The organism is Ruminococcus sp. 8Y-12 (genome assembly GCF_058119865.1).
In genome coordinates this window covers 864,354-887,982 of sequence record NZ_CM176623.1, presented here as the reverse complement: position 1 = coordinate 887,982, position 23,629 = coordinate 864,354, and the positions used below count along the sequence as shown (strand labels likewise).

Here is a 23,629-nt window from a genome sequence, read left to right as displayed (position 1 = left end):
TAAAATATTACTTTTGCACAAAAAACAATAGTAAATATTGGGCATGGCAGATGCAAAAATCAAAAAAGACAAAAAATGTCCACAATCGGACAAAATTGTGCTAGCAATATGACGGGAAATAATAGTAAAATAGTGAACATATTAGCTAATATAGATAAATGTAGATGATGATTGAAAAAATCAGGAGGGCAACAAAATGAAGAAGCGATGGATGAGGATTATGTCGGCTGCATTGGTTACGGCAATGGTGTCAACATCCCTGCCTCTGTCAGCTCTGGCGGCAAAACAGGATGCACCGGAGTTAATGGAGAACAGTGCAGAAGAAGAAAAAGAAAACCTGAAGCTGTGGTATACAGAACCAGCTGGAACATGGAAGACCCAGGCGCTTCCCATCGGAAACGGACATATCAGCGCTATGGTATTCGGAAAGACGGATACAGAGCGGCTGCAGATGAATGAGAAAACACTCTGGACCGGCGGCCCTGATTCCAATATTGCGCAGGGTAAGACCGATGCGGACATGTACGGAAATAAAAATGTGGAAGATCCGGCTGGCACCATGCAGAAGCTGGTAGACAAAGCCTTTGAACGTTTTTATGCAGGTGACAATACTTCAACACCCCCCAGTGAATATCTGCCGAACAACCGCCATGCATTGGGAAATTACCAGAATTTTGCGGAGACCTACATTGATTTTAACCACACAGGAGCGACGAATTATACACGTTCTCTGGATCTTAATACAGCTGTAGCAGATGTGGAATATGACTACAACGGCGTTCATTATAAGAGGGAAATGTTCGCAAATTATCCGGATAACGTGATGGTATACAAAATTTCCGCATCGGAGGGAAGAGCGGTAAACTTTACCCTCAGACCTCAGATTCCGAATAAAACTTCATCCGCAGGCGGAAATGTGGACAAGAACACCTACGGGAAAGAGGGAAAAGTATACGCACAAGGGGATACGATCACCCTGGCGGGCTCACTCAAGCACAATGGCATGAAGTTTGAGGGGCAATATAAGGTAATTACAGATGGCGGCAATATTCAGGCTGCCAATGACAGCAGCGGTGACAATGGACAGATTAAAGTCAGCAGGGCTGACAGCGCCTATATTATCATTGCACTGGGTACAAGCTATGTAAATGATTTTTCCAAAGACTATAAGGGGGAAAATCCCCACCAGGCAGTGACCGAGCGCATTGAGGCGGCTGCGAAGATGGGGTATGAGGAATTATACGCAAACCACGAGGCGGATTACAAGAACCTTTTCGACCGTGTGTCCTTAGATCTGGGAAGCTCCTTTCCGACAGACGTTCCCACAAACCAGCTGCTTAAAAACTACCAGAATGGGAAAAAGAATAAATATTTGGAAGAGCTGTATTTCCAATACGGAAGATATCTCTTGATTGCCTCATCCAGAGAGACTTCGCTGCCGGCGAACCTGCAGGGTATCTGGAACGATTCGGAGGCACCACAGTGGCAGGCGGATTACCACACAAACATCAATTTGCAGATGAATTATTGGCCGGCCTATGAGACAAACCTGGTGGAGACTGCAGACTCGCTGGTGGATTACATTGAGTCTCTGCGCGAGCCGGGACGTATTACCTTCCAGAAAACCTGGGGTATTGAACCGGAAGAAGGAGATACCGAGAGCGGCTGGATCGTAAACTGTTCAAACGGACCGCTTGGGTTTACCGGAAACATCAATTCCACGGCCTCCTTTACCGCAACAGGGGCAGCCTTTATCGCACAGAATCTGTATGACTATTACAAGTTTACTATGGACGAGGAGTATCTAAAGGAAAAGATTTATCCTATCCTGAAGGAGAGCTGTAAGACATACCTTCAGATTCTGCAGCCGGGGCGGACAGAGGAGGACAAGGATAAGCTGTATATGGTTCCCTCCTACTCATCCGAACAGGGACCGTGGACTGTGGGTACCTATTTTGACCAGCAGCTCCTTTACATGATTTTTAAGGATACGGCGGAGGCAGCAGAAATTCTGGGTGTAGATGATGAATTTGCCCAGACATTGAAGACAACCATGGCAAAGCTGGACCCCATTGAGATCGGGGCCTCCGGACAGATCAAGGAATGGCAGCAGGAAGTAGAATATAATAAAGATAAAAGTGGAAAAACCCTTGGGGAGAGCGCAGGCCACCACCGACACAATTCCCAGCTGGTAGCACTGTATCCGGGTAATCTGATCACCAGCAATACACCGGACCTGGTGGAGGCAGCCAAGGTGACATTAAACTACCGGGGAGACGAGGCCACAGGATGGTCTATGGGACATAAGCTGAACCTTTGGGCAAGACTGCAGGACGGCAACCGTGCCTACAAGCTTTTGAACAACCTGCTGACCACAGGAACCTTTGAGAATCTTTTTGATTACCATCAGCCCAGCTACTTCCAGATTGACGGTAACTTTGGCGGTACTGCGGGAATCACCGAAATGCTGCTTCAGAGCCAGAACGGGTATATTGACATGCTCCCGGCAGTTCCGGACGAGTGGGACAGCGGAAGCTACACGGGACTGGTAGCCAGAGGAAACTTTGAGGTGGATGCGCAGTGGGCCAACGGGGAGGTAGAGAGCGCAGTGATTACCTCCAATGCAGGAGCCCGGGCAGAGATAAATGCAGCCAAGCTTAGAAATGTGACAGTGACAGACCAGGCAGGAGAGACCGTTGCTTACCAGGAGACAGACAGGGGAACCATCGTATTTGACACTGTAAAGGACGGTGTGTACACTCTGGAGACAGTCAACAGAGGAGAGCTCTCAAAACTCGTAAAGGAAGCAAAAGCTGTGGATACATTGCTTTACACAGCAGCTACGGTGAAAGACCTGAAGGCAGCGCTTGCAAAGGCAGAGGAAGTTCTGGCTGCGGAGGAGTTTACTCAGGAGCAAGTGGAAGAGGCGGCAGCAGCACTAGAGAAGGCACTCTCAGATTTGACTCTGTGGGATGACTCTTACAATTTCGTGATTGAGACCGTAAACTATGTTAAGGCGCTTTCCGGTACCAGCTATGCAGATTGTGACGAATGGGAAAACGTACAGGCCAAGCTGGAAACCCTGTACACGGCTATGGAGGTGTCCAATGAAGCGGCGGTTAAGGCTGCTGAAGAACTGCTTCTCGCAGTGAACGAGCTGTACAATATCAGCACTACGGAAATTGACGACAGCGAGACAGACAAAATCACCTACGGATTTGGAGAGTCCGGACCAGATACCAGCGCAGGAAACAAGGGAGAATGGTATCGAAATACCGGCTCAAAATATTCCAATGGCGGCATCCATGTGTGTAAGTCTGCATGGTCATATGCAGAGATGACTTTCACGGGGAACCGTGTGGAGTATATCGTAGAGAAAGCTCAAGGTTCATCCTATGTAAATATCTATATAGACGGAAAATTGGCGGCCGAAAAGTTGGATTCCTATGATTCCGGAAACGGAATTCAAAATGCGGTGCTCTTTGACTCACAGGATTATTTAGATTTGGAGGAGGGACCGCACACCATTAAGGTGGAGACCACAAATGAGAAGAACCCCAGCAGCAGCACTTTGATTTTCCGGGTGGATGGTTTCCGGGTGTACACAAGTGCAGATAAGATTGTAGACCGCACCAGCCTGGTGAAAAAACTGGCAGAATTGCAGGCAATTGATCAGATTGCGGTGGAGCCGGATGGATATCAGAAACTGCAGGCAGTCATAGAGGATATAAAGGCCTCCTTCACAGATCCCGCAACGAATGCAGATGATGTGGCTTTCGCTCTCGAAGATCTGGAATACTATGCCGGCAAGCTGGTTTATAAAGACTTTGACGAACTTACAGGCGCTATTGCAAAGGCAGAGGCGGTTGTATTGGAAAACTACATTCAGGACGGAAAAGATGAGCTTGATAAGGCATTACAGGAGGCAAAAGCCGCATTGAGCGGTGACAGCGTCACACAGGCAGAAATGGATGCAGCGGCGAAGAAACTGGATACCTGTAGAGAAAATCTGGTGAAACGGGCGGACACCGCTACCCTTGCGTCTGTGATTGCGGATGCAGAGGGCAGAGACCTGTCTGGCTATACCAGGGACAGTGTGGAGGCGTTGAAAAATGCGGTTGCAGTGGGCAAGGAATTGATCGGTGATGAGAACCTCAGCGAGAAGAAACAGAGCTTAGTAGACAAAGCGGCAGTTGCAATCTCAGAGGCAGTGCGCGGTCTCAAGACACCCACAGTAATGGAAGTGACCGACATAGCGGTGCGCCAGACAGCGGAGGCTTTTGTGGGAGAAACCGTAGATTTGAACGCGAAAGCATATCCGTCTACGGCAGTGGATAAGACACTGGTATATGAATCTTCCAAGCCGGAAGTGGCTGAAGTGGACAAAAATGGCAGAGTAACTGCAAAAGCAGAGGGCAGCGCAGTAATCACAGTAAAAGCAGCAAATGGAGTACAGGCAGTATGCAAGATTACTGTGACCAAAGGCTCAGAAAGACCAACTGTAAAATTAAATGTAAAGACTGCAAAACTCCAGAAAGGCAAAACCACCGCTGGAATAAAAGCATCTGGCCTTATCAAGGGAGATAAGATCAAGAGCTGGAGCAGTTCAAAGAAATCTGTGGCCACGGTTAGCAAGAATGGTAAAATAAAGGCCAGAAAAGCCGGAAAGACGATCATCACCGTAACCACTGCAAAGGGAGCAAAAGCCAGCCTGAAGCTTACAGTCACAAAGAAGGCTGTGAAAATCACCAAAATCACGGCAGAAAAAACAAGAATAACCTTAAAAAAGGGAAGTACTTACAAAATCCGCGTGATTAAGACCCCGGTTACCGCAACCGGAACACTCACCTACCGTTCCTCCAAATCCTCTGTAGCATCCGTGAGCAGGAGCGGGAAAGTAACAGCGAAAAAGGCTGGAACCGCAAAAATTACCATAAAGTCTTCCAATGGGAAGAAAGTGACAGTGAACGTCACTGTTAAGTAGATAAAAAAGTGCGCCTTTGGACTTAGAGGCGCACTTTTTTTATATCATAGTAAAGTCCTTCGGAATTCCCTATGATATAAAAAGCCCTCCGGGCGGGATCGCCCTGCGGCGGAGTGGGAGAATCCGGAGCGATGCACTTAACCAACCGTTAAAAAAAGAAACAGAAAGTTAATTTCCCTTCAATTGTGCTATCCGGGAAAACGGGTTATACTTTAGTTAACGTAAGGCCTGACGTAATACAATCAACCATGGAGGCAATGTAATGGACTTAAAAATAAATGAGAAAATATATGAACTGCGCCGGGGTAAACAGATGACCCAGGAACAGCTGGCAAATGCTCTGGGGGTTACAGCGCCGGCGGTAAATAAGTGGGAAAAAGGCAACTCCTACCCTGACATTACTCTGTTAGCGCCCCTGGCCCGTATACTGGATACCACCCTGGATGAACTTTTATCCTTTCAAAGAGAGCTCACTGACCGGGAAGTGCTGAAACTGGAGGCAGACTTGGGAAAGCGGTTTGAGGCAGAGGGGTATGAGACGGCACTTGAAGCCTGTGAGAAATATTTGAAGGAGTATCCAAACTGCCTCTGTCTGAAGTTCCGGGTGGCAAACCTGATCAGCTCTATGCTGCTCATCTGCAATGTACAGGGGGACAGGACAGACTACCAGGCGCGGGCCCGGGAGCTTCTGGAGGAGGTGGCTGCGGGAACGCGAGTGGATCTGGCGGAGGCTGCAAAGGTCATGCTGGTGGGGCATTATATGGGAAAGAAGGATTTTGACAAGGCAGAGCAGATACTGGACGGTATGCCGGACCTTATTTATGACAAGAGAGACCTCTACCCCTCGCTCTACCTTCAGCAGAATAAGCTTGACAAAGCACAGAAGATGTTTGAGACGGAGCTGTTCCAGAAGCTGAACCGGATTATTCTGGCTCTGAATAGCTTAAAAGGCATCTATATCCGAAGAGGAGACAGGGAGCGGGCGAAGAAGTATATTGACATGGGAGCGGAACTGCTCACCATGTTTGGACTGCATCACACCACGGTCTGTGAACAATACCTGGACTTTTACATGAATTCCGGAGACCGCTCCCTTGCCCTGGACTGGCTGGAACGATACTTGGAAGAATTTGACCGGATCAGCTTTGACTACTCGGACAGCTTCTTTTTCTCCACACTCGAACTCAAGGAATCAAAGGAAAATATGACTCAGCTGCGCAGGCTGTTAGTACAGAGCTTTGAGACGGAGGAGGAGTGGGAAGAGCTTAGGGGAGAGGAGAGGTTTCAGAAGGCGCTGGAAAAATTCCGTTTGCAAACTCCTTAAAATTTGCTATACTTCCTACTAGGCAGAGCAAACAGCGATAACCTGTTCCCGTACTTTATTAATATAGAAAGAACAGGCCAAGCAGATATGGAGGACAATATGAGCACAGTAGGAATTATAGGAGCTATGGAGGTTGAGGTAGATGCCTTAAAAAGAGATATGAAGATCCACAGAATCGTGTCTAAGGCAGGTATGGAGTTCTGCGAGGGCATCCTCTGCGGACAGTATGCGGTGGTGGTACGCAGCGGAATAGGGAAGGTGAACGCAGCTGTGTGCACCCAGATCCTCATCGATGATTTCCATGCGGATACGGTGATCAATACAGGCATTGCGGGCTCCCTGAAGACAGAGATCAACATCGGGGATATGGTGATATCCACAGACCTGGTGCATCACGATATGGATGCCAGGGGCTTTGGATATCCTCTGGGTCAGATTCCTCAGATGGAGGCATTTTCCTTTGAGGCGGATGAGGACCTGGCTAAGCTGGCTCAAAAGGCCTGTGAGGAGGTTAATCCTGAAATTCAGGTGTTTCGGGGCAGGATCGTCAGCGGGGACCAGTTTATCTCTGACCGGACTGTCAAAGAGAAAATTGCCCAAAATTTCGACGGATATTGTACGGAGATGGAGGGAGCGTCCATTGCCCAGACCGCACACTTAAACAAGGTGCCCTTTGTGGTGATTCGAGCCATCTCAGACAAGGCCGATGACAGCGCGACCATGGATTACCCGGCCTTTGAGAAGCTGGCGGTGGAGCACAGTGTGCGACTTGTTAAAAGGCTCATGGAATATGTCAGTGCAGCGTGAACCCTCACAGCCTGACATCATATGATTTCTAAACCCCCTATTCGAGGTGGTTCAAGTAAAGAAAAGCCCGGGATTTCGACACTCCCCGGGCTTTTTTTGTCGGACGATTTAGCTTTTCAAACCCCGCTAAATCCGCTATAATGGCGATACAAATTTTCAAAACCAAAAAAAGGGGGATCATTATGTTGCAGCTTATCACGAATCAAAACGTATTACTTTATGGGGTAGCGCTCTTTGGTATCTTGGGGGTAATCAGTCAAATCATCTTACGTTCCATATATGAAAGGCTGATTAAAGATATGGCAAACATGAGCATGCCAAAAGGTAAGTTTATGAAACAGCTAAAACAAAAGTACCAATCCTTCCGACGGCTGAATGAAGGGGCGGCCAATGTGGAAGTATTCATTAGAAAGAGCGTCATGGAGTACCAGGCTATGGGAATGAGCCTGCACACCTGGCGTAAATTAGGAGGCATGGCTTTTGTGCTGTGTGCCGCCTTTGGAATAGGAGGTTACTATTTAACCGGCCTTGCAGGGGCAGCCCAGGATATGAGAATGAACTATCTGTGGGCCACGGCAGCGTCCGCGCTGCTGATCGCGGCGTCCTACGGGCTCACCGATAATGGATATAGAAGAAAGTACCTGATTACAGGCCTTGAAAACGTATTTACCAATACCCAGGTTGGACAGGCTTATCAGGAGGTGGAAGTTACAGATAAGGAGGTGGCGCCTCTGAGAAGGCCGGAGCCTGCGAAAGCCGCCATGGAGCCCAAGCGAAAGCGGGGAAAAGTGGTGCACAGCCAGGCCCAGCGGGATAAGCAGGAGCTGAAGGAAAACCTGGCTAAACTGAAAGAGGGTATCAGTGAGACGGCGGCAGGAGTGGAACGGAGCAAGGAGCGCAACACAGAGATCTTGAAACAGATGGACCCCTCGGAGCAGGAGAGGGTAATACGGGAGGTGTTAAAGGAATTTTTGTCTTGATACTTGATAATCAAGTGCAACTTTGCTAAAATTAGGAAGAAAGAAGCTGTCCGCCGCTGTAGGGCCCTGCAGCCGGATGGATAAATAAAACACCGTAAGGAGAGTAAATCATGGCAGATAAAGTAACGTTTGATTATTCAAAAGCAATGAAGTTTATTGGTGAAAATGAATTGGCACCCATGGAAAAGCTCGTAAAAGATGCCAGAGAAGTGTTGGTAAGCAAGACAGGCGAAGGAAATGATTTCCTGGGATGGATTGATCTGCCTGTTGATTACGACAAAGAAGAGTTTGATCGGATTATAAAAGCGGCACAGAGAATCAAAGAGGACAGCGAGGTCCTGCTGGTCATTGGAATCGGAGGATCCTATCTGGGAGCCAGAGCGGCTATCGAATTCCTGCGCCATAGCTTTTACAATAATGTTTCCAGGGAGATCCGCAAAACACCGGAGATCTACTTCGTGGGAAACAGCATCAGCAGCACCTATTTAAAACATTTAATCGATGTTATCGGGGACAGAGATTTTTCTGTTAATATTATATCAAAGTCAGGCACAACCACGGAGCCGGCTATCGCCTTCCGTATCTTCAAAGAGATGCTGGAAAAGAAATACGGCAAAGAGGCAGCTGCAAAGAGAATCTACGCCACTACCGACAAAGCGAAGGGAGCCCTTAAAAATCTGGCCACAGAGGAGGGATATGAGAGCTTTGTAGTTCCGGACGACGTAGGGGGCAGATTTTCTGTACTGACGGCCGTAGGCCTTCTTCCCATCGCAGTCAGCGGAGCTGATATCGCGAAACTCATGGAGGGCGCTGCATCCGGCAGAAAGCGTGCACTGGAAAATGACTTTGCGCAAAACGATGCGCTGCAGTATGCAGCCGTCCGTAATATCCTGCTCAGAAAAGGCAAACAAATAGAAATCCTGGCAAACTATGAGCCAAGCCTCCATTATGTATCCGAGTGGTGGAAACAGCTCTACGGCGAGTCCGAAGGAAAAGACCAAAAGGGAATCTTCCCTGCATCTGTAGACCTTACAACGGATCTGCACTCAATGGGTCAATTTATCCAGGACGGGAACCGTATTCTGTTCGAAACGGTACTGAACGTGGAAGAACCACGGTGTGAGCTGAAGATTCAGGAGGAGCCAGTGGATTTAGACGGCCTCAATTATCTGGCGGGTAAGACGGTAGATTTTGTAAACAAGAGTGCTATGAACGGTACCATTCTTGCACATACGGATGGAAATGTACCAAACCTGATGGTCACCATCCCAGAACAGAACGAATTTTATTTAGGTGAGCTGTTCTATTTCTTCGAATTTGCCTGCGGTGTCAGCGGATATCTGCTGGGCGTAAATCCTTTCAACCAGCCGGGTGTGGAGAGCTATAAACGGAATATGTTTGCGTTGCTTGGCAAGCCGGGGTATGAAAAAGAGAGAGAAGAGTTGTTAAAAAGATTATAAATTAATGATAAAAGCACCGGTGCGGCATCTGTATGGTTGCCGCACCGGTGCTTTGTTAATCCTCATCAATCACCTGTATCTCCAGATAATCAAACGGAATTTCTTCAATAAAATTGTCCTGGTTAAACCGTGCCTTATCGTGCCGCCGGAACTCCTCCACAGTGGCGTCCAGCCACAGAGGTTTCCCCAGATCAAAGACATAGCAGATTTCCTCCAACGCCCGGAACACCTTGTGCGTGCGGGTGTCAATGGTGTTGTCCTCCACCACCGTATCCTGCAGCATTCTGTTGCTCTTAAATATCTTTCCCCAAATGCGCATAGTTCACATCCTATTCTTCTGCGGAGGCAGTGGCCTCATTTGTATTGTTTACCGGATTAAAATAGCTGTACACCAGTTTCGTGATGTCGTGGATATAGTCAATGGCTGTGTTGCCGCTGCTCCAATCCCCGGACATGATGCAGAGAACGAAATCGCCGCCCTTTGAGTAAATGATGGAGGTGTCGTTCTCAACCCCATCTACCTCTCCTGTCTTGTTGGCACAGATGACATTGGATGGGAGTGCTCCCGGAATCTTGTAGCGGATCTGCTGGTCCAGAAGCAGATCTTCCATCATGCGGGAGGCCATATGGGAGACAAGACTGCCCTCGTAGATGTCGGAGAGCAGCTTTGCGCAGTCCGCCACAGAAGTCTCGTTTCTTTTGTTGCTGTCCACCCACAGGCTGGTGTCCGCAAGACCGTTGATCTGCTGGGTATCCATGTACCCGTGGCGTTTGGCAAAGTCGTTCAGCACGTCCATCCCCTTTTTGTGATTGTGGTCCGCATCCAGGTAGCGCACCAGCTCATTGGAAGACTCATTGTCGCTGACTGTGATCATGTCATTTAGAAGGGAGTTGATGGTGCTCGTCTCTTCCAGATTCCCCAGATGGATCTGTTCCATAACAGCCCCCATAATATAGAGCTTAATCAGGCTGGCGGATTCCATGGGGTGACTGTTGATGGTGATGGTGTTTTGGGTGGACAGGTCTATGACGCACACGGACCAGTCGCCGGAGTAACTATCAAGCATTTTTGTCAGTTCCCGTTCCAGCTGTGTCCAGGAGAGGGAAAGCTGGGTCAAATCCTTTAGATATATGGGCTGAAACTGGAGAATTCCCACAACATCCCGGTTGATGGAGGGGAGGTATTCTAAAGGTTTGGCGTAGGGAGCGGTCATGGTCACTCCCGGACTTTGGTCTGAATCTCCACTGGATTCCTCTCCGCTTTCGGTCTTGCCCTCTGCGTCTGCGTCCGTGGAGGGGACAAGCTCATACTGGACCAGTTCTCCGCTTGTCTCCCCGGGGACCTTCTCTACCAGAAGGTATCCGGAAAGGCTTTCACCGCCCCCCGGAGGAGCGTACTCTGCCATAACCTCTTCCCCGGACTCGGGATCCTGGATTTTAAAGTACTTTTGGGGATCGTAGGCCTCCCTTTTCCCCTCACCTTTAGCGGTGTCTTTCTCTTGGGCCTGCGTCTCGTTCTGACCTGCCGTCTCTTTTTGAGCACTTTTTCGGTTTTCGGATTCGAAGGAGTTCTCCTTTTTCGTTTTCTTATTGGAGGACGCACTGCCCGCGGTCTCCATTGCCGTTTCCGGTGAGAGAGGAGAGACGGATACAGCGCGGTACTGTCCTCCATAGCTTAAAATCCCCGCTCCAACCAATCCCGCAACCCCTGCCACAGAGAGAGTCTGTATCAGGCGTCTCGGCAGATTTTGGGGTTTCTTCCATTTTATATCCATAAAATTAAAACCTCTTATCATCATTGTCCGCAACCGTTTATCATTTTGCGGTTACCTGGATCAATTTTCAGTCTGAACAGCAAATGCTTAGTCCTGCTGATCCACAGCGTTTGCTATGTGGTTAGTTTTCCATGTCTATAGGAAATGATACAATATTTGTCGTGAATTGTAAATATAGACTTGAACCGGAGATGGTGAAAGGCAGTGGAGAATCCCGCTCGCGGGATTCTTCTTAACTCTATGAAAAAAATAAAAAAGCCTGCAATTTCAGCAATTATGCTGATCACTCAATTGTTGCAAATGACTAATTTATAATTAAGAATTTTAATGGAAAGAGGAAAATATTCTATGTTTTCTTAAATACATATCATATATACTATCAACATTGACAAAAAGTACGGTATATTATCAAGGAAATTGCGTTATTTTTTGTTTGATATAAATACGATTATACGCTAAATGCAAAGTTTAATAATGTATCAGGTAAATCCAAATGTAAGATTTGGCTTAATAACCATAAGAAATATATGAAGCGCGTCGACCAACGTCATTTAAAACAGGGAGGGAAAACCATTAAAATGAAAAGAGGAATGAAAATAATTGTAATCATATCTATGCTGCTTTTTTTCGTTATGTATGCGGATAAAATGGTACTGGCACAGGAAAAAACCGAATCCGTCTTTCCGACAGCGGAAGAATTGATATCTCATGATCATCTTATATATTTAGTTAATTGTGGAACTAAGTTACCGTACCACATTCCGGCTGGCTATCGGAAGATGGGTTTATATCAATCGGTTGTAGAACAAGAATATGGTCCGGATGAACAGACAGGTAAATGGTGGGGGTATTATGAGAACAGACCTGCGATTGCCTATCCAAATCAAACATTTGATGGAGAAAATTTAACGGACAGTAAGCGCTATAATTATGGTGCGGAGGCAGCGGATTATACATATGTGAAAGATGTATCCGGTATTTACTATCATTTTGAATTACCAGATGGTACATATGATGTAAAGCTGGGGTTTTATAATGATTGGAGCGGCCGCTCAGTTGATATTGTGTTAGAGGATCAGACAGTAGGCAGAGGTGTATATCTGACTCAGAACAGTAAAGTGGAAAAAAGATATGCGATAGAAGTGGTTGATGGAGAATTAAATGTAAAAATTCATAATCCGAATCGGACCAATCAATATGAGGATGCGTTACTTAGCTATATTATCGTGGAAGTACCGATTCGCTATGATGCGGCCTTATTAAAAGCATTGGTAAAAGAATATTCATTAACAGATGAAGAGCGGGCAATATATTCGGCATCGACTTTAGAGAAATATGATGAGGCATGGTATTATGCAGATAAAGTCGCAAATAATCCTCAGGCGGACAGTTTTTCAACGACAAAGATAAAGTCTTATTATGATAAGCTTCAATTAAAGTATAGGTGTCTGCGGGAGAAGGGGGAAATAAAGACCTATACTTCAATTACCGGAACAGGGGGTGGCATCTGGTGCGATACCAATGGTACGGAAATTCAGGCGCACGGTGGGCAGATACAACAGTTTACTCATAATGGAGAAACAAAGTATTACTGGTATGGAGAGGACAAAACGGATGGGTATCGAAGTGTGGATGGTGGAGTCCGCGTATACTCTTCTGCCGATTTATATAATTGGACGGAAGAAGGGGTTGCGATGCGCAACCTGACAGATATATATGATTTTGAAGAAGATTACTTTGCAAGCTTGTACGGGGATAAGACACTGGAGGAGAAACAATATATTCTGGATGCGATTAATGATAGTTATTCCGTTATTGAGCGTCCTAAAGTTATTTATAACAAAAAGACCGGGAAGTATGTGATGTGGTTTCATGCAGACGGACCATTATCGGAAGATGGTTCTAATTATGAAGTTGCCAGTGCCGGGGTTGCTGTCAGTGATACACCAACAGGTCCCTTTACATTTATAGGTCGTTACCGCCTGAATTATGTAGAGGGCGCTTATCATGATAAAGGTATGGCAAGAGATATGAATTTATTTGTGGATGATGATGAAACCGCATATATAATCTATTCCAGTGAAGAGAATGCAACCCTATTTATTTCAAAGCTAAATGAAGACTATACTTATTTGTCGTCAAATCCGGAAGATGCTAAAGAGGGAGTTGATTTTGTACGAAGCAGTTGTTTTGTACGGAAGCATCGGGAGGCTCCGGCACTATTTAAGTATAATGGCAAGTACTATATGTTAACTTCCGGAACAGAGGGATGGGCAGCAACGCAGTCCAGGTATGCGGTTGCGGACTCAATTTTTGGAGAATGGAAGGATATGGGCGATCCCTGCGTGGCGGACAGCAACATAACCAAATATCCGGCAGACAGAACATTTGGGTCTCAAAGCAGCAATGTTTTTCCGGTTGATGCTGCAAATGGAAAATTCATCTATATGGGAGATCGCTGGAATCGGGATAATCCGTTGATAAATGCACTGAATAATCCCAAGTACGTATGGCTTCCGGTAGAATTTGGAGAAAACGGCGAATTAATCTTACGCCCTTATGAAGACTGGACACTGGAATCATTGGAAAATAAAGGGACGATTACATCGTTAACACCCCTGCCGGATATGGTGTATCTTGACCAAACATTGGAATTACCGGATCGTATTGATATATTGATTGGAACAGAAGAAAAGAGTACAGATGTCATCTGGGATACCGGAAAATTAAATAAGTCTGTTCCGGGTATGTATTCGATAACCGGAACTTTAACAGATATAATAAGCGCCGGTTCGCCAAGGAAGATTAAAACAGATATTTTGGTTGCGGTAAAAGGGGCTGCTTACATCGTTAATGCAGGGGCGAGAGACGGAATCACATATACAGATTATGATGCCTTAGTTGCTCATAATCAAATCGATTTAAAAAACAGGAACCAGGCTGATCAGCCGTTAACAGATGGCGCCAAATGGGGATATCGCAGTACTGCTGAGGTGTTTGTTCATAAATATGGTACGAACCTATATGAATCGCTATTGTATACAAAAGGAAATCTGTCTTACTATTTTAGCGATTTAGAGCAAGGGCAGTATCATGTGTATGTCGGATATTATGATCCCTGGTCGGAGTATGCTGAGAATAGAGCGGTAGAAGTAAGGCTGAATGGGCAAACGGTTGATAATAGAAACATTACTGGTGACAAGCAAGGAGTGAAATATACGGTCACTGTAACAGAAAGAGGCGAAATCAATCTGGATTTTATAAAAAGAGGAGAGCATGATGTATTGGTAAGCTGGATTCTCATTGCAAAGGATAGGAAGGAAGAAAGAGATATTGTAAAAGCGGATAGTGAGGATCTAAGAAAATTGGTAGAGAGCTGGAAAATCAATGATACAGATCCGGTTCAGGAATTTATGATACCACTACATACAAAGAATGGCACCAGTGTGGTCTGGATCAGCAATCATGATGCGGTTAAAATAGTACAAGGTAAAGCAGTAATAGCCTTGCAGGAGACCAAAACTCCAGTAGAGCTTAGCGTGATTCTGAACAATGGAATGGAAACGGATACATTTTTAATGACGGTAGTTGTTCCGGCGAAGAAGAAAAAGCCAATCGAACCAAGCAGACCAATTGAACCAATTAAACCAATCAAACCAACAGAGCCGGCTGACGGCAGTGGGAAGGATGTGATTGTTGTCAATGTAAGACCGGGGAAGGTCTCTTTGAAATCTGTAAGCAGCAAAAAAAGAGGTAAAGCGACAGTTACCTGGAAGGAAGTGAAGGGGGTAAGCGGTTATAAACTTGAGATTTCATCTAAAAAGTTTAATTGGAAAAAAGCGAAAAAGTATTCAGTGAAATCAACGAAAAGAAAGTATACCTTTTCGAAATTGAAAGCAGGAAAGAAATTTTATGTGAGGATAAGGGCTTATAAAAAGGCTGGAAAATTAAAGATTTACAGTAAATATAGCAAGATAAAATCAGTGAAGATAAAAAAGTAATATCCTAACACGAGTGGGAGCAAAGAGAAGGAATGAAAAGGAGAAAAATGATGCTAAAAAAACGTATTCGAAATGCTGAACGTATTAGAAAGCTGGTAAAAAAAGTTACGGCGCTTACGATGACTGGACTGTTGGGCTTATCAGCGGCTTTTCCGGCATTGGATCTAAAAGCAGCAACAATTCCATCTGATGTAAGCAAAGAGGGCTCAGAAGTAACGCAATTCATGGACTGCATAGAACCAATGCCAATAATCGAAGAATTGTCATCAGACTGTTGGGGCGCCCCGGAGGTAGGTCCCCGTGACCAGGGGAACGGCTTGGAAGATAGGACAATGAGCGACTATTGCTATTGGGATGGCGGCATCATTAAAGATGATAAAACCGGTAAATATTATATGTTTGCCAGCCGCTGGGCTCAGGACAGCGGCCATTGGGGAAATGATACTGTGCCCGGAGGATGGCGGAGATCACAGGCGGTTTATGCGATAAGTGATAACTTATATGGACCGTATGAAGATAAGGGGCCGATCTGGCCGGATTGGTGTGAAGGTGCCGGGCATAATGTCTTTCCGTTTGAGGTAAGCGAAAGCGATCCCTTATATAATGAGGGATACAGATATGCGATTTCCATCAGTGATACCGGAATGCATGAGGAAACGGCAAACGGTACGATTCACATTGCCAAAGAGCCGGAAGGACCGTGGTCTTTAATTGACAATAATAACGGAGGAAAACTAAATGCTGTGGGCGGCAGTGGATTTTCCATGTCAAATATCAGCATTATGGTGAGACCGGATGGAAGATATGAAGCTACCAACAGAGAGGGAGATATCGCGATTGCCGACTCCCTTGCCGGAAGATGGAATGTAGAAGAAAATGGACTCTGGTGGAAAATATCCGGAATGCCAACAGACTGTATAGAGGACCCTGTTATCTGGTACTCTGATGGCCTGTACCATATTGTGGCGAACAAGTGGGATGCGCGCAAAGCCTATTACATGACCTCCGAAGATGGGATTACGGACTGGAAGCTTCGCCCGGGAACAGCCTATACACCGGATGCCGAATTCTTAAGATACGAGGATGGAACGGTAAATAACTGGAAAAAGATTGAACGTCCTAATATATACGTAGAAGATGGAAAAATTAAGGCGATGATTTTTGCGGTGATTGACGTTGAGAAGGAACAGGATTATGGAAACGACCAGCATGGCAGCAAGGTGATTGTAGTTCCTTTTTCATCAGAAAAGTTGACCGAGTTTGCTGCTCGGCCTGATCCGCTGGAAATCAGAGAAGGAATTTTCCCAATTGCAGATACCAACGCACAGTCGTGGGGAAGTGAAGAGGGCAAGAACTATGGCGGCGAACATTATATTCAAATGCAGAAAGATCCAAACTATAGAAATAATGGTGTTTTAGGGGAGGGAACCAGGCCCAACAGTTCCTATGACAATAAAATCGGATATATAAAGTACGATATTTCAGGTTTTGAGAATTTAGAAGCGGAGAAAATCGATCATGCCTATTTGTCGTTCGTGTATCTGAATCAACCGGATGGTAATGCAAAGACAGGGCAAATACAAGCAACGCTGTGTGACTCTGATTGGGAGGAGGGAACCGGCCGCGAGAGTGTAAATGATAACTGGGCGGATACCGGAACGTTAACCTATGCCAATCAACCTGCCTTAAGATACGATGCCAGTGATATAGAAAACACCACCGGCATTTCAGAAGAGTTTGACATGACGGATCTTCAAAAAGAGATTAAAGTTGATGTTACAAAATTAGTGAAACAGTTTGTGGCAGAAAATCCGGAAGAAACAATAATGAGCTTTGCAACGAATATGACGGTAACCGGATGTCGCCTCAGGTTTGGAAGCAGGGAGGCAGGGAATGCTTATGCACCCAAGCTGGCGATTAGCTTGAAAGAAGACCCCAATAAACCACAACCAGTATTAAAAGTGAGCTTTGACGGTGCTAATGCAAATGATGAGACAGCAGCTAAAAATCATGGGACGGTAGTTGGAAACCCCGAATTTGTTGAGGGTGTGAAAGGGAAAGCCATTCACTTTGTGAATCCGGAGGATAGAAACAGGGTTGCGACACAATATGTGGACTTTGGAACCCCGAAGGAGCTTCAGTTTGGAACCGGCGATTTTACGGTTATGTTTTGGTATAAGGCAGATGGCAGTATGCAAAAGGAGGGGGCTGTCATCAGCAACAAAGATTGGAAAAGCGGAGATAATCCGGGCTTTAACATCGGTGATATGAGAGAAGGCATCAACCTGAACTTCAATACAACTACCGATGGAAAAGGAAGGGCAGAGACCGACCGGTTTAAAGCGGCAACGGATAATACCTGGCATCATGTATCCGCAGTGATTGACCGCAGCGGAGCAAAACAAACCCGTTTATATATTGACGGAAACGAGGCAACCGGTGCGGCCGGAAACTGGGGCAGCAAAAATTATGCGGATATTTCCGATTATACAGGCCCTGTAGATGTTATGAACCTTGTTTTGGGCGCTGGTGGAGATACGAAATACGGTGTGGAAGATGCCTGTGTTGATGAGCTGGTAATCTATAAAAAAGCTTTAACGAAAACACAGTTGCAGGAAATCATAAGTGTGGAAAAGACATATCAGGAAATTGCAAAAATAGAACAGCAGTTAGAGAATATAAATGCAGGGACAAGGTATCCACAAGAAGCAATCAACCAAATGCAAACGGAGATTTCAAAGGCTGAGACTGCACTGAAAACTGCATCATCAGAGAAGGCGGCGGGTATTCTGGCGGCACTAAAATCTGCTTTTGAGAGTTTTTTAGATGGCGGTACTGCTGCGAATATGAGTTTCCACCTGATTAGCGATATGCATGTGGAGTCGAGTCCGGATTCTAATAGTTATAAAAATTTGGCAGACGGACTAACAGATATGGGCATGGCAAATCCCGATGCGTCAGCATTTGTTACCGTGGGAGATAATACTCAGGATGGCAGGCCGGAAGAATTCCAGGCATTTAATGATATTTTGAAGGCGCATCTGCCGGTAAACGATGACAGTGTGATGATCGCTCTGGGGAATCACGATGTAAGAGGTCCCAATTCTGGTGATTGGCAAACCACACCAGGTAATCCCAATGCATATTGGGAAACAGCGTATGATCTGTATATGAAGCATAGTAGTGATTATATGCCGGAAACAGGTGGTAAGACGTATTATGACAGATGGATTGACGGATACCATTTTATTGTATTAAATCCTGAGGATGCGCCGAAAGATACGGCTTGGTTAAGTGACGCACAATTGGAGTGGTTTGAAGCTAAACTGGCAGAAAATGCAGAATTAAATAAACCTATTTTTGTATTCATTCACCAGGCGCTTAATGACAGCCATTGGCGAAGTAATGTGTATAATGGTTTTGGGCCGCAAGATGCAAAAGTCAAAGCAATTCTTTCAAAATATCCGCAGACTGTTTTATGCTCCGGGCATATTCATAACGGCTTCGGTGCAGCAGAAGTTATCAGCCGTCCATATGGCACTTTGGTGGATGTTCCATCTTTCAATTACAACCAAATTGGTAAGTCTGGTACAGGCAGTGCTTATGAAGTATATGTATACGATGATGAAATTTATTTCAGGGCACGGGATTTTGTGGCAGGTGAATGGCTGCCGGAGTATGATATTTCAGTTTCATTGCCTGGTTTGCCTGTAACTGCCTACAATGCAGAGAATCTGGATTCCTCTCTGTATACATTTGAATCCTGGGTAGAGGTCAGACCTTTGATTGAACGCTATTTCGAAGAATCTTCAGCTTTGCTGAATAAAAAATATGACCAGAGTTCCTTAAGCGGAGCAGGAGCTGTCTTGCCGCCATCATATTTGTATCATTCAGATACTTATAGACAGATAAATGCGGTACAGAAACAATTAGCAGAAGCGATCCTTGCTTTAGAGGAGAAAGGGCCGAATGTGGAAAAACCAGATACGGATAGACCCCTTGATGGAAAAGCATATTATATGGGTGAAACCGAAGGTATCGAAGTGTTCTGGGATAAGATAGAGTTTACGGGCATTACCTATAATGTATACCGTAAAGACGGAGAGGATAGTGATTACGAAAAGATAGAAAGTGGTTTAGCAGATGCTGTTTATCAGGATCAGAGTGAGTTTGCAGAGATAGCGGATGTAAGTTATCAAGTGACCTATGTTCTGGATGGAAAAGAAAGTCTTCCTTCAGATAACATAGCGGTCCAGGATATCTCGATTACAGGAAAGGTGGATAATAGTGATCAAAGAGTCGTTTTCACAGGAAATTGGGGTGAATGGACTGGAAATCCGAATGATCATTATGGCGGAAGCATTCACTATGCAGAAACCAGTACCAGCGAAGAGACTATCTCCTTAGTATTTATGGGCACCGGAATTCGGGTACAGGCGCCAAGGGGCGGAAACTTTGGAATTACGAAGGTTTTCATTGACGGAACGGAAGTGGCAGAGGCAGACTTTTATGGGACAAAACAAAATCGACAGTTAATCTATGAGAAAACGGGTTTGGCGTACGGAAAACATACTATAAAGTTAGAAGGAACCGGAAGGAAAAATGCAGCCAGCAGCGGTACTAAGTTAGAATTTGACAACTTCGAAGTGATCAATACAGAAACAACCATTTCTTTTACCGGCGGTCAGGGAAGCAGTGGCAGTGATCCGGCCAGCATTACATATTATAGCGGAGCTTTTACGGTATTGCCCCCATGCGGTTATGAGAAGGAAGGATATGAATTTATTGGATGGAGCGACGGAACAAAAACTTATCCATCGGGTACGTCGTATCGGATTCCCAAGGAAAATATAACTTTGGAGGCGGTTTGGGAGAAGATAACCGTATTTAAAATCCCCTCTTCCGAATTATTCGCAATAGCAGACAGTGAAGAAAATTCGGGTGGCGACGGTCCGGCAAGCTGGGCAGTAGATGGAGATGAGTCCACTCATTGGCATTCGAACTATTCAGGAAATAACGAGCCGAATATTCCGAAGGACATAAATAACAGCATTACCATAGATTTAGGAAAGACTTATGCAGTATGCAAGTTGGAATACGTGCCCAGGAAGGATTGGAACGGGAGAATTGTTTCTTACAAGCTGCGGTACAGCACCACCGAAGATCAGGATGATTTTGAAGATATTCCGGGAGGAGCGGGTGTCTGGGCAGACAGCGAAGACAAAAAAGAAATCGCATTTGTTCCGGTTTCGGCCCGCAGGATTCAAATCAGAGCAATGGGAACCAGCGGCTGGGATGTAGACAAGTATATTACAGCAGCAGAATTCTATGTATATTATAAAGAAGACGGCGAGGCAGAATGCAGTTGTGATATTGGCGAGATTACCTTTGCAGATCAGGCCATCCGGTTAGGTGCAGCCGAGGCAGGCAGACAAGTGGACTTATCAGCCGAAGCAGAACTGAGCGGGGCCTGTCAGGTGGCGGGACATCCGGAACGGAAAATCACTTATAGTTACAGAAAAGTATCGGATACAACCGGTTCGGCAGTATTGACGGGCGATAAGCTGAGCGTATCAGAACCGGGGGAGCTGGAGATTGAAGTAACGGCTGAAGTGACCGGCTCTGACCCGGAGATTAAGAAGACAAAATTAGCAGTCATAACGGTGACAAAAGAGAGTCCGCAGTGCACTTGCGTAATTGAGAACCTTACCTTTGCGGATCAGACTATCAAGATTGGGGCAGAAGAAGAAAGCAAAGAGGTTGTCCTGGACGCATCGGCATCCATCGGTGGAACTTGTGAAATAGAAGGGCATAGGGTGCGTGACATTCAGTATACCTATCAGATCAAAACAGATACAAGCAACAGTGCAGTACTTAAAGGCGATCTGCTTATCTTAAAGGATGCCGGAGAGATTCAAGTGGAAGTGACTGCGGCAATTGCTGGAACCCTGGTTCAGTCGGTGACACAGGCGGTTATCACCGTTGAGAAACAAGAGAAGCCAGATAAGCCGGAATGCACCTGTGAGATAGATATACTTGAGTTTCTGGGTCAGGATATAACTCTGGAAGCAAAGGAAGCAGCAAAGACTGTTATATTATCTGCAAAAGCAAGTTTGATCGGTAGTTGTGAGGCAGAAGGGCACACAGACAGTATGATTGTGTATCAATATGCCATTGATTCCGATCCGGACAAAGCTGGTACTTTATCCGGGAATAAGTTGACTGTAGATAAAGCCGGAACGATTGTGATTAAAGTGACCGCTTGCGTGGCAGGCGATGCCTTGATTACAAAGACCGCGACAGCAACCTATAAGGTCACTAAAAAAGAATTGCAGAGACCAGGAAAAGTACAAAATCTTAAAGCAGAAGTAAAAACAAATAAAAGCAAGAGCGTTAAACTAAACTGGAATAAAGCAAGCAATGCGGATACTTATAAAGTGCAGGTTCTGGAAAAGAAGAAGTGGAAGACGATAAGTCAAACCCAAGAAACCAGTTATAATGTAAAGAAACTTAAGGTTGGAAGCGTCTACTCTTTCCGGGTGACTGCAGTGAATGCTGCGGGAGACGGAGTACCGTCCCAGACACTAAAGACGGCAACTGCACCGCTTAAGCCCAAGATAACAGCAAAGAAATCCGGTACCAGAAGAATAAAGATTAAGCTTCCGAAAAAGAAGCTAACAAAAGCAGATGGTTATGAAATCTGGCTGAAAATCGGAAAGGGCAAGTTTAAATGCCTTGCCAGAGTTAAATCAAAGACAACTGCTTATAGCACAAAGAAATTGAAAAGAAACAAGAACTATCAGGTAAAGGTCCGGAGTTATAAAAAGGTTGGAAAGAGCTATGTTTCCTATTCTGGTTATTCTAAGGCAGTGAAAATAAGAATGAAATAGGGCTGTAAAGGTAGTGAAGGAGGGCCTCGATCGTAAAGCTGTCGGGTCTCGGTTAGGCGGAAGACCGTTTAAGCGGGACCCGGCATTATTTATGGCGTTGTAAGATACGCAAGGACACTTGGCAGTGCAATTCCCACAGGAGTGGTACCGGAGTATATTAAAGCCGTGAGCAGGCAGGATATTCACGGGGAAGGAAGAAATTGCTTGAATTATGAGGACAGGTATGCTAAATTACTGACATGACAGATGTAAAGATAGGCAGGCACGGGTCCTGCCAGTCAAGGAGGAGAGAATGAAGACACTGAAAAAGGTATTGAATCACATTTTTATTGACGGACTCAGCGGCATGGCCATGGGTCTGTTTGCCACACTGATTGTGGGAACCATCATTCAGCAGGTGGGTAACCTGATCGGAGGCCCAGCGGGCGACATGCTGTTCCTGATCGGTAAGGTGGCGGCTGCCATGACCAGCGCCGGGATCGGCGTGGGTGTTGCGCACAAGTTTAAGGAAAGCCCCCTCGTCACGGTATCTGCCGCCACAGCGGGGATGGTCGGCGGATTTGCCAGTAAGATCCTGGCCGGGCAGGTGCTTGTGGAGGGGAGCATTGTGCTGGCGGGTCCGGGGGAACCGCTGGGGGCCTTCATTGCCGCGTATGTGGCCATCGTAATCGGACATCTGGTGTCCGGACGGACAAAGGTTGATATTCTGGTCACACCCGTGACCACCATCCTTTCCGGGTCTGCGGTAGGACTTCTGGTGGGGCCGCCTATCACCGGCTTTATGACCTGGCTGGGCTCCATTATCAATTGGGGAACGGAACAGCAGCCCTTCCTTATGGGTGTGGTGGTGTCGGTGCTCATGGGAATGATTCTCACACTGCCCATCAGCTCCGCAGCCCTGGGAGTGATCCTGAATCTCTCCGGACTGGCTGCAGGGGCGGCAACCATTGGCTGCTGCTGCAATATGGTGGGATTTGCGGTTGCCAGCTACCGGGAAAATAAAATCGGCGGACTGGTGGCTCAGGGAGTGGGAACCTCAATGCTCCAGGTGCCCAACATCGTGCGAAAGCCCATCATCTGGGTTCCGGCCATACTCTCCAGTGCCATACTGGGCCCTGTGAGCACCATGCTGGTGCGCATGACCAACAATGCAACAGGTTCCGGAATGGGGACCGCCGGGTTGGTGGGACAGATCATGACTTATCAGACCATGGCGCCCGATCTCGGAGGCCGGATGACCATGATCATTATAGTGGTATTTCAGATTCTTCTCCCTGCAGTCATTACCCTGGCGATCTCAGAATTTATGCGCAAAAAGGGATGGATCAGGCAGGGAGATATGAAGCTGGAATTATAGGAAAGACTTTGGTATAATATTATGAGAGGACAAAACACTGGGATCTGGCGG

The 23,629-nt window shown here is 46.1% G+C and carries 10 protein-coding genes; 8 read left to right on the top strand and 2 right to left on the bottom strand.

The features are described from left to right. The first annotated feature begins 196 nt into the window (after positions 1-196). The 5 genes from AC0THY_RS03175 (at position 197) to AC0THY_RS03155 (ending at position 9,555) form a co-directional block, all read left to right on the top strand. Positions 197-4,984, top strand: a complete 4,788-nt coding sequence (locus AC0THY_RS03175) for a glycosyl hydrolase family 95 catalytic domain-containing protein (protein ID WP_489993026.1) — start codon at positions 197-199, stop codon at positions 4,982-4,984. Positions 4,985-5,246: 262 nt separating this feature from the next. Next, entirely contained in the window at positions 5,247-6,308 is a 1,062-nt protein-coding gene (locus tag AC0THY_RS03170) for a helix-turn-helix domain-containing protein (RefSeq protein ID WP_489993025.1), read from the top strand. Between the two features lie 99 nt (positions 6,309-6,407). Then, the gene (locus AC0THY_RS03165) at positions 6,408-7,115 is read left to right on the top strand and encodes a 5'-methylthioadenosine/adenosylhomocysteine nucleosidase (RefSeq protein ID WP_489993024.1); all 708 of its coding nucleotides are present in this window, start codon (positions 6,408-6,410) and stop codon (positions 7,113-7,115) included. 182 nt (positions 7,116-7,297) lie between these two features. Next, on the top strand, positions 7,298-8,095 hold the full coding sequence (locus AC0THY_RS03160; RefSeq protein WP_489993023.1) for a hypothetical protein: 798 nt from the start codon (positions 7,298-7,300) through the stop codon (positions 8,093-8,095). Positions 8,096-8,205: 110 nt separating this feature from the next. Then, positions 8,206-9,555, top strand: coding sequence for a glucose-6-phosphate isomerase (locus tag AC0THY_RS03155; protein WP_489993022.1), 1,350 nt, complete (start codon positions 8,206-8,208; stop codon positions 9,553-9,555). 55 nt (positions 9,556-9,610) lie between these two features. On the opposite strand, the gene AC0THY_RS03150 is transcribed toward AC0THY_RS03155, so the two are convergent. Continuing rightward, positions 9,611-9,874, bottom strand: coding sequence for a hypothetical protein (locus AC0THY_RS03150; RefSeq protein ID WP_489993021.1), 264 nt, complete (start codon positions 9,872-9,874; stop codon positions 9,611-9,613). 10 nt (positions 9,875-9,884) lie between these two features. Beyond that, positions 9,885-11,330 carry a serine hydrolase gene (locus tag AC0THY_RS03145; protein ID WP_489993020.1) on the bottom strand — a complete coding sequence of 482 codons (1,446 nt, stop codon included), beginning with the start codon at positions 11,328-11,330 and terminating at the stop codon, positions 9,885-9,887. A gap of 578 nt (positions 11,331-11,908) precedes the next feature. On the opposite strand from AC0THY_RS03145, the gene AC0THY_RS03140 reads away from it, so the two are divergent. The 3 genes from AC0THY_RS03140 to AC0THY_RS03130 all read left to right on the top strand — a co-directional run bounded on the left by AC0THY_RS03140 (position 11,909) and on the right by AC0THY_RS03130 (position 23,578). Beyond that, complete coding sequence (locus AC0THY_RS03140; RefSeq protein WP_489993019.1) at positions 11,909-15,331, top strand: family 43 glycosylhydrolase; 3,423 nt, start codon at positions 11,909-11,911, stop codon at positions 15,329-15,331. A 32-nt stretch (positions 15,332-15,363) separates the two neighbouring features. Then, entirely contained in the window at positions 15,364-22,221 is a 6,858-nt protein-coding gene (locus AC0THY_RS03135) for a discoidin domain-containing protein (RefSeq protein ID WP_489993018.1), read from the top strand. Between the two features lie 292 nt (positions 22,222-22,513). After that, positions 22,514-23,578: a PTS sugar transporter subunit IIC gene (locus tag AC0THY_RS03130; protein ID WP_489993017.1), complete on the top strand. Its 1,065-nt coding sequence runs from the start codon at positions 22,514-22,516 to the stop codon at positions 23,576-23,578. The last annotated feature ends 51 nt before the right edge of the window (positions 23,579-23,629 follow it).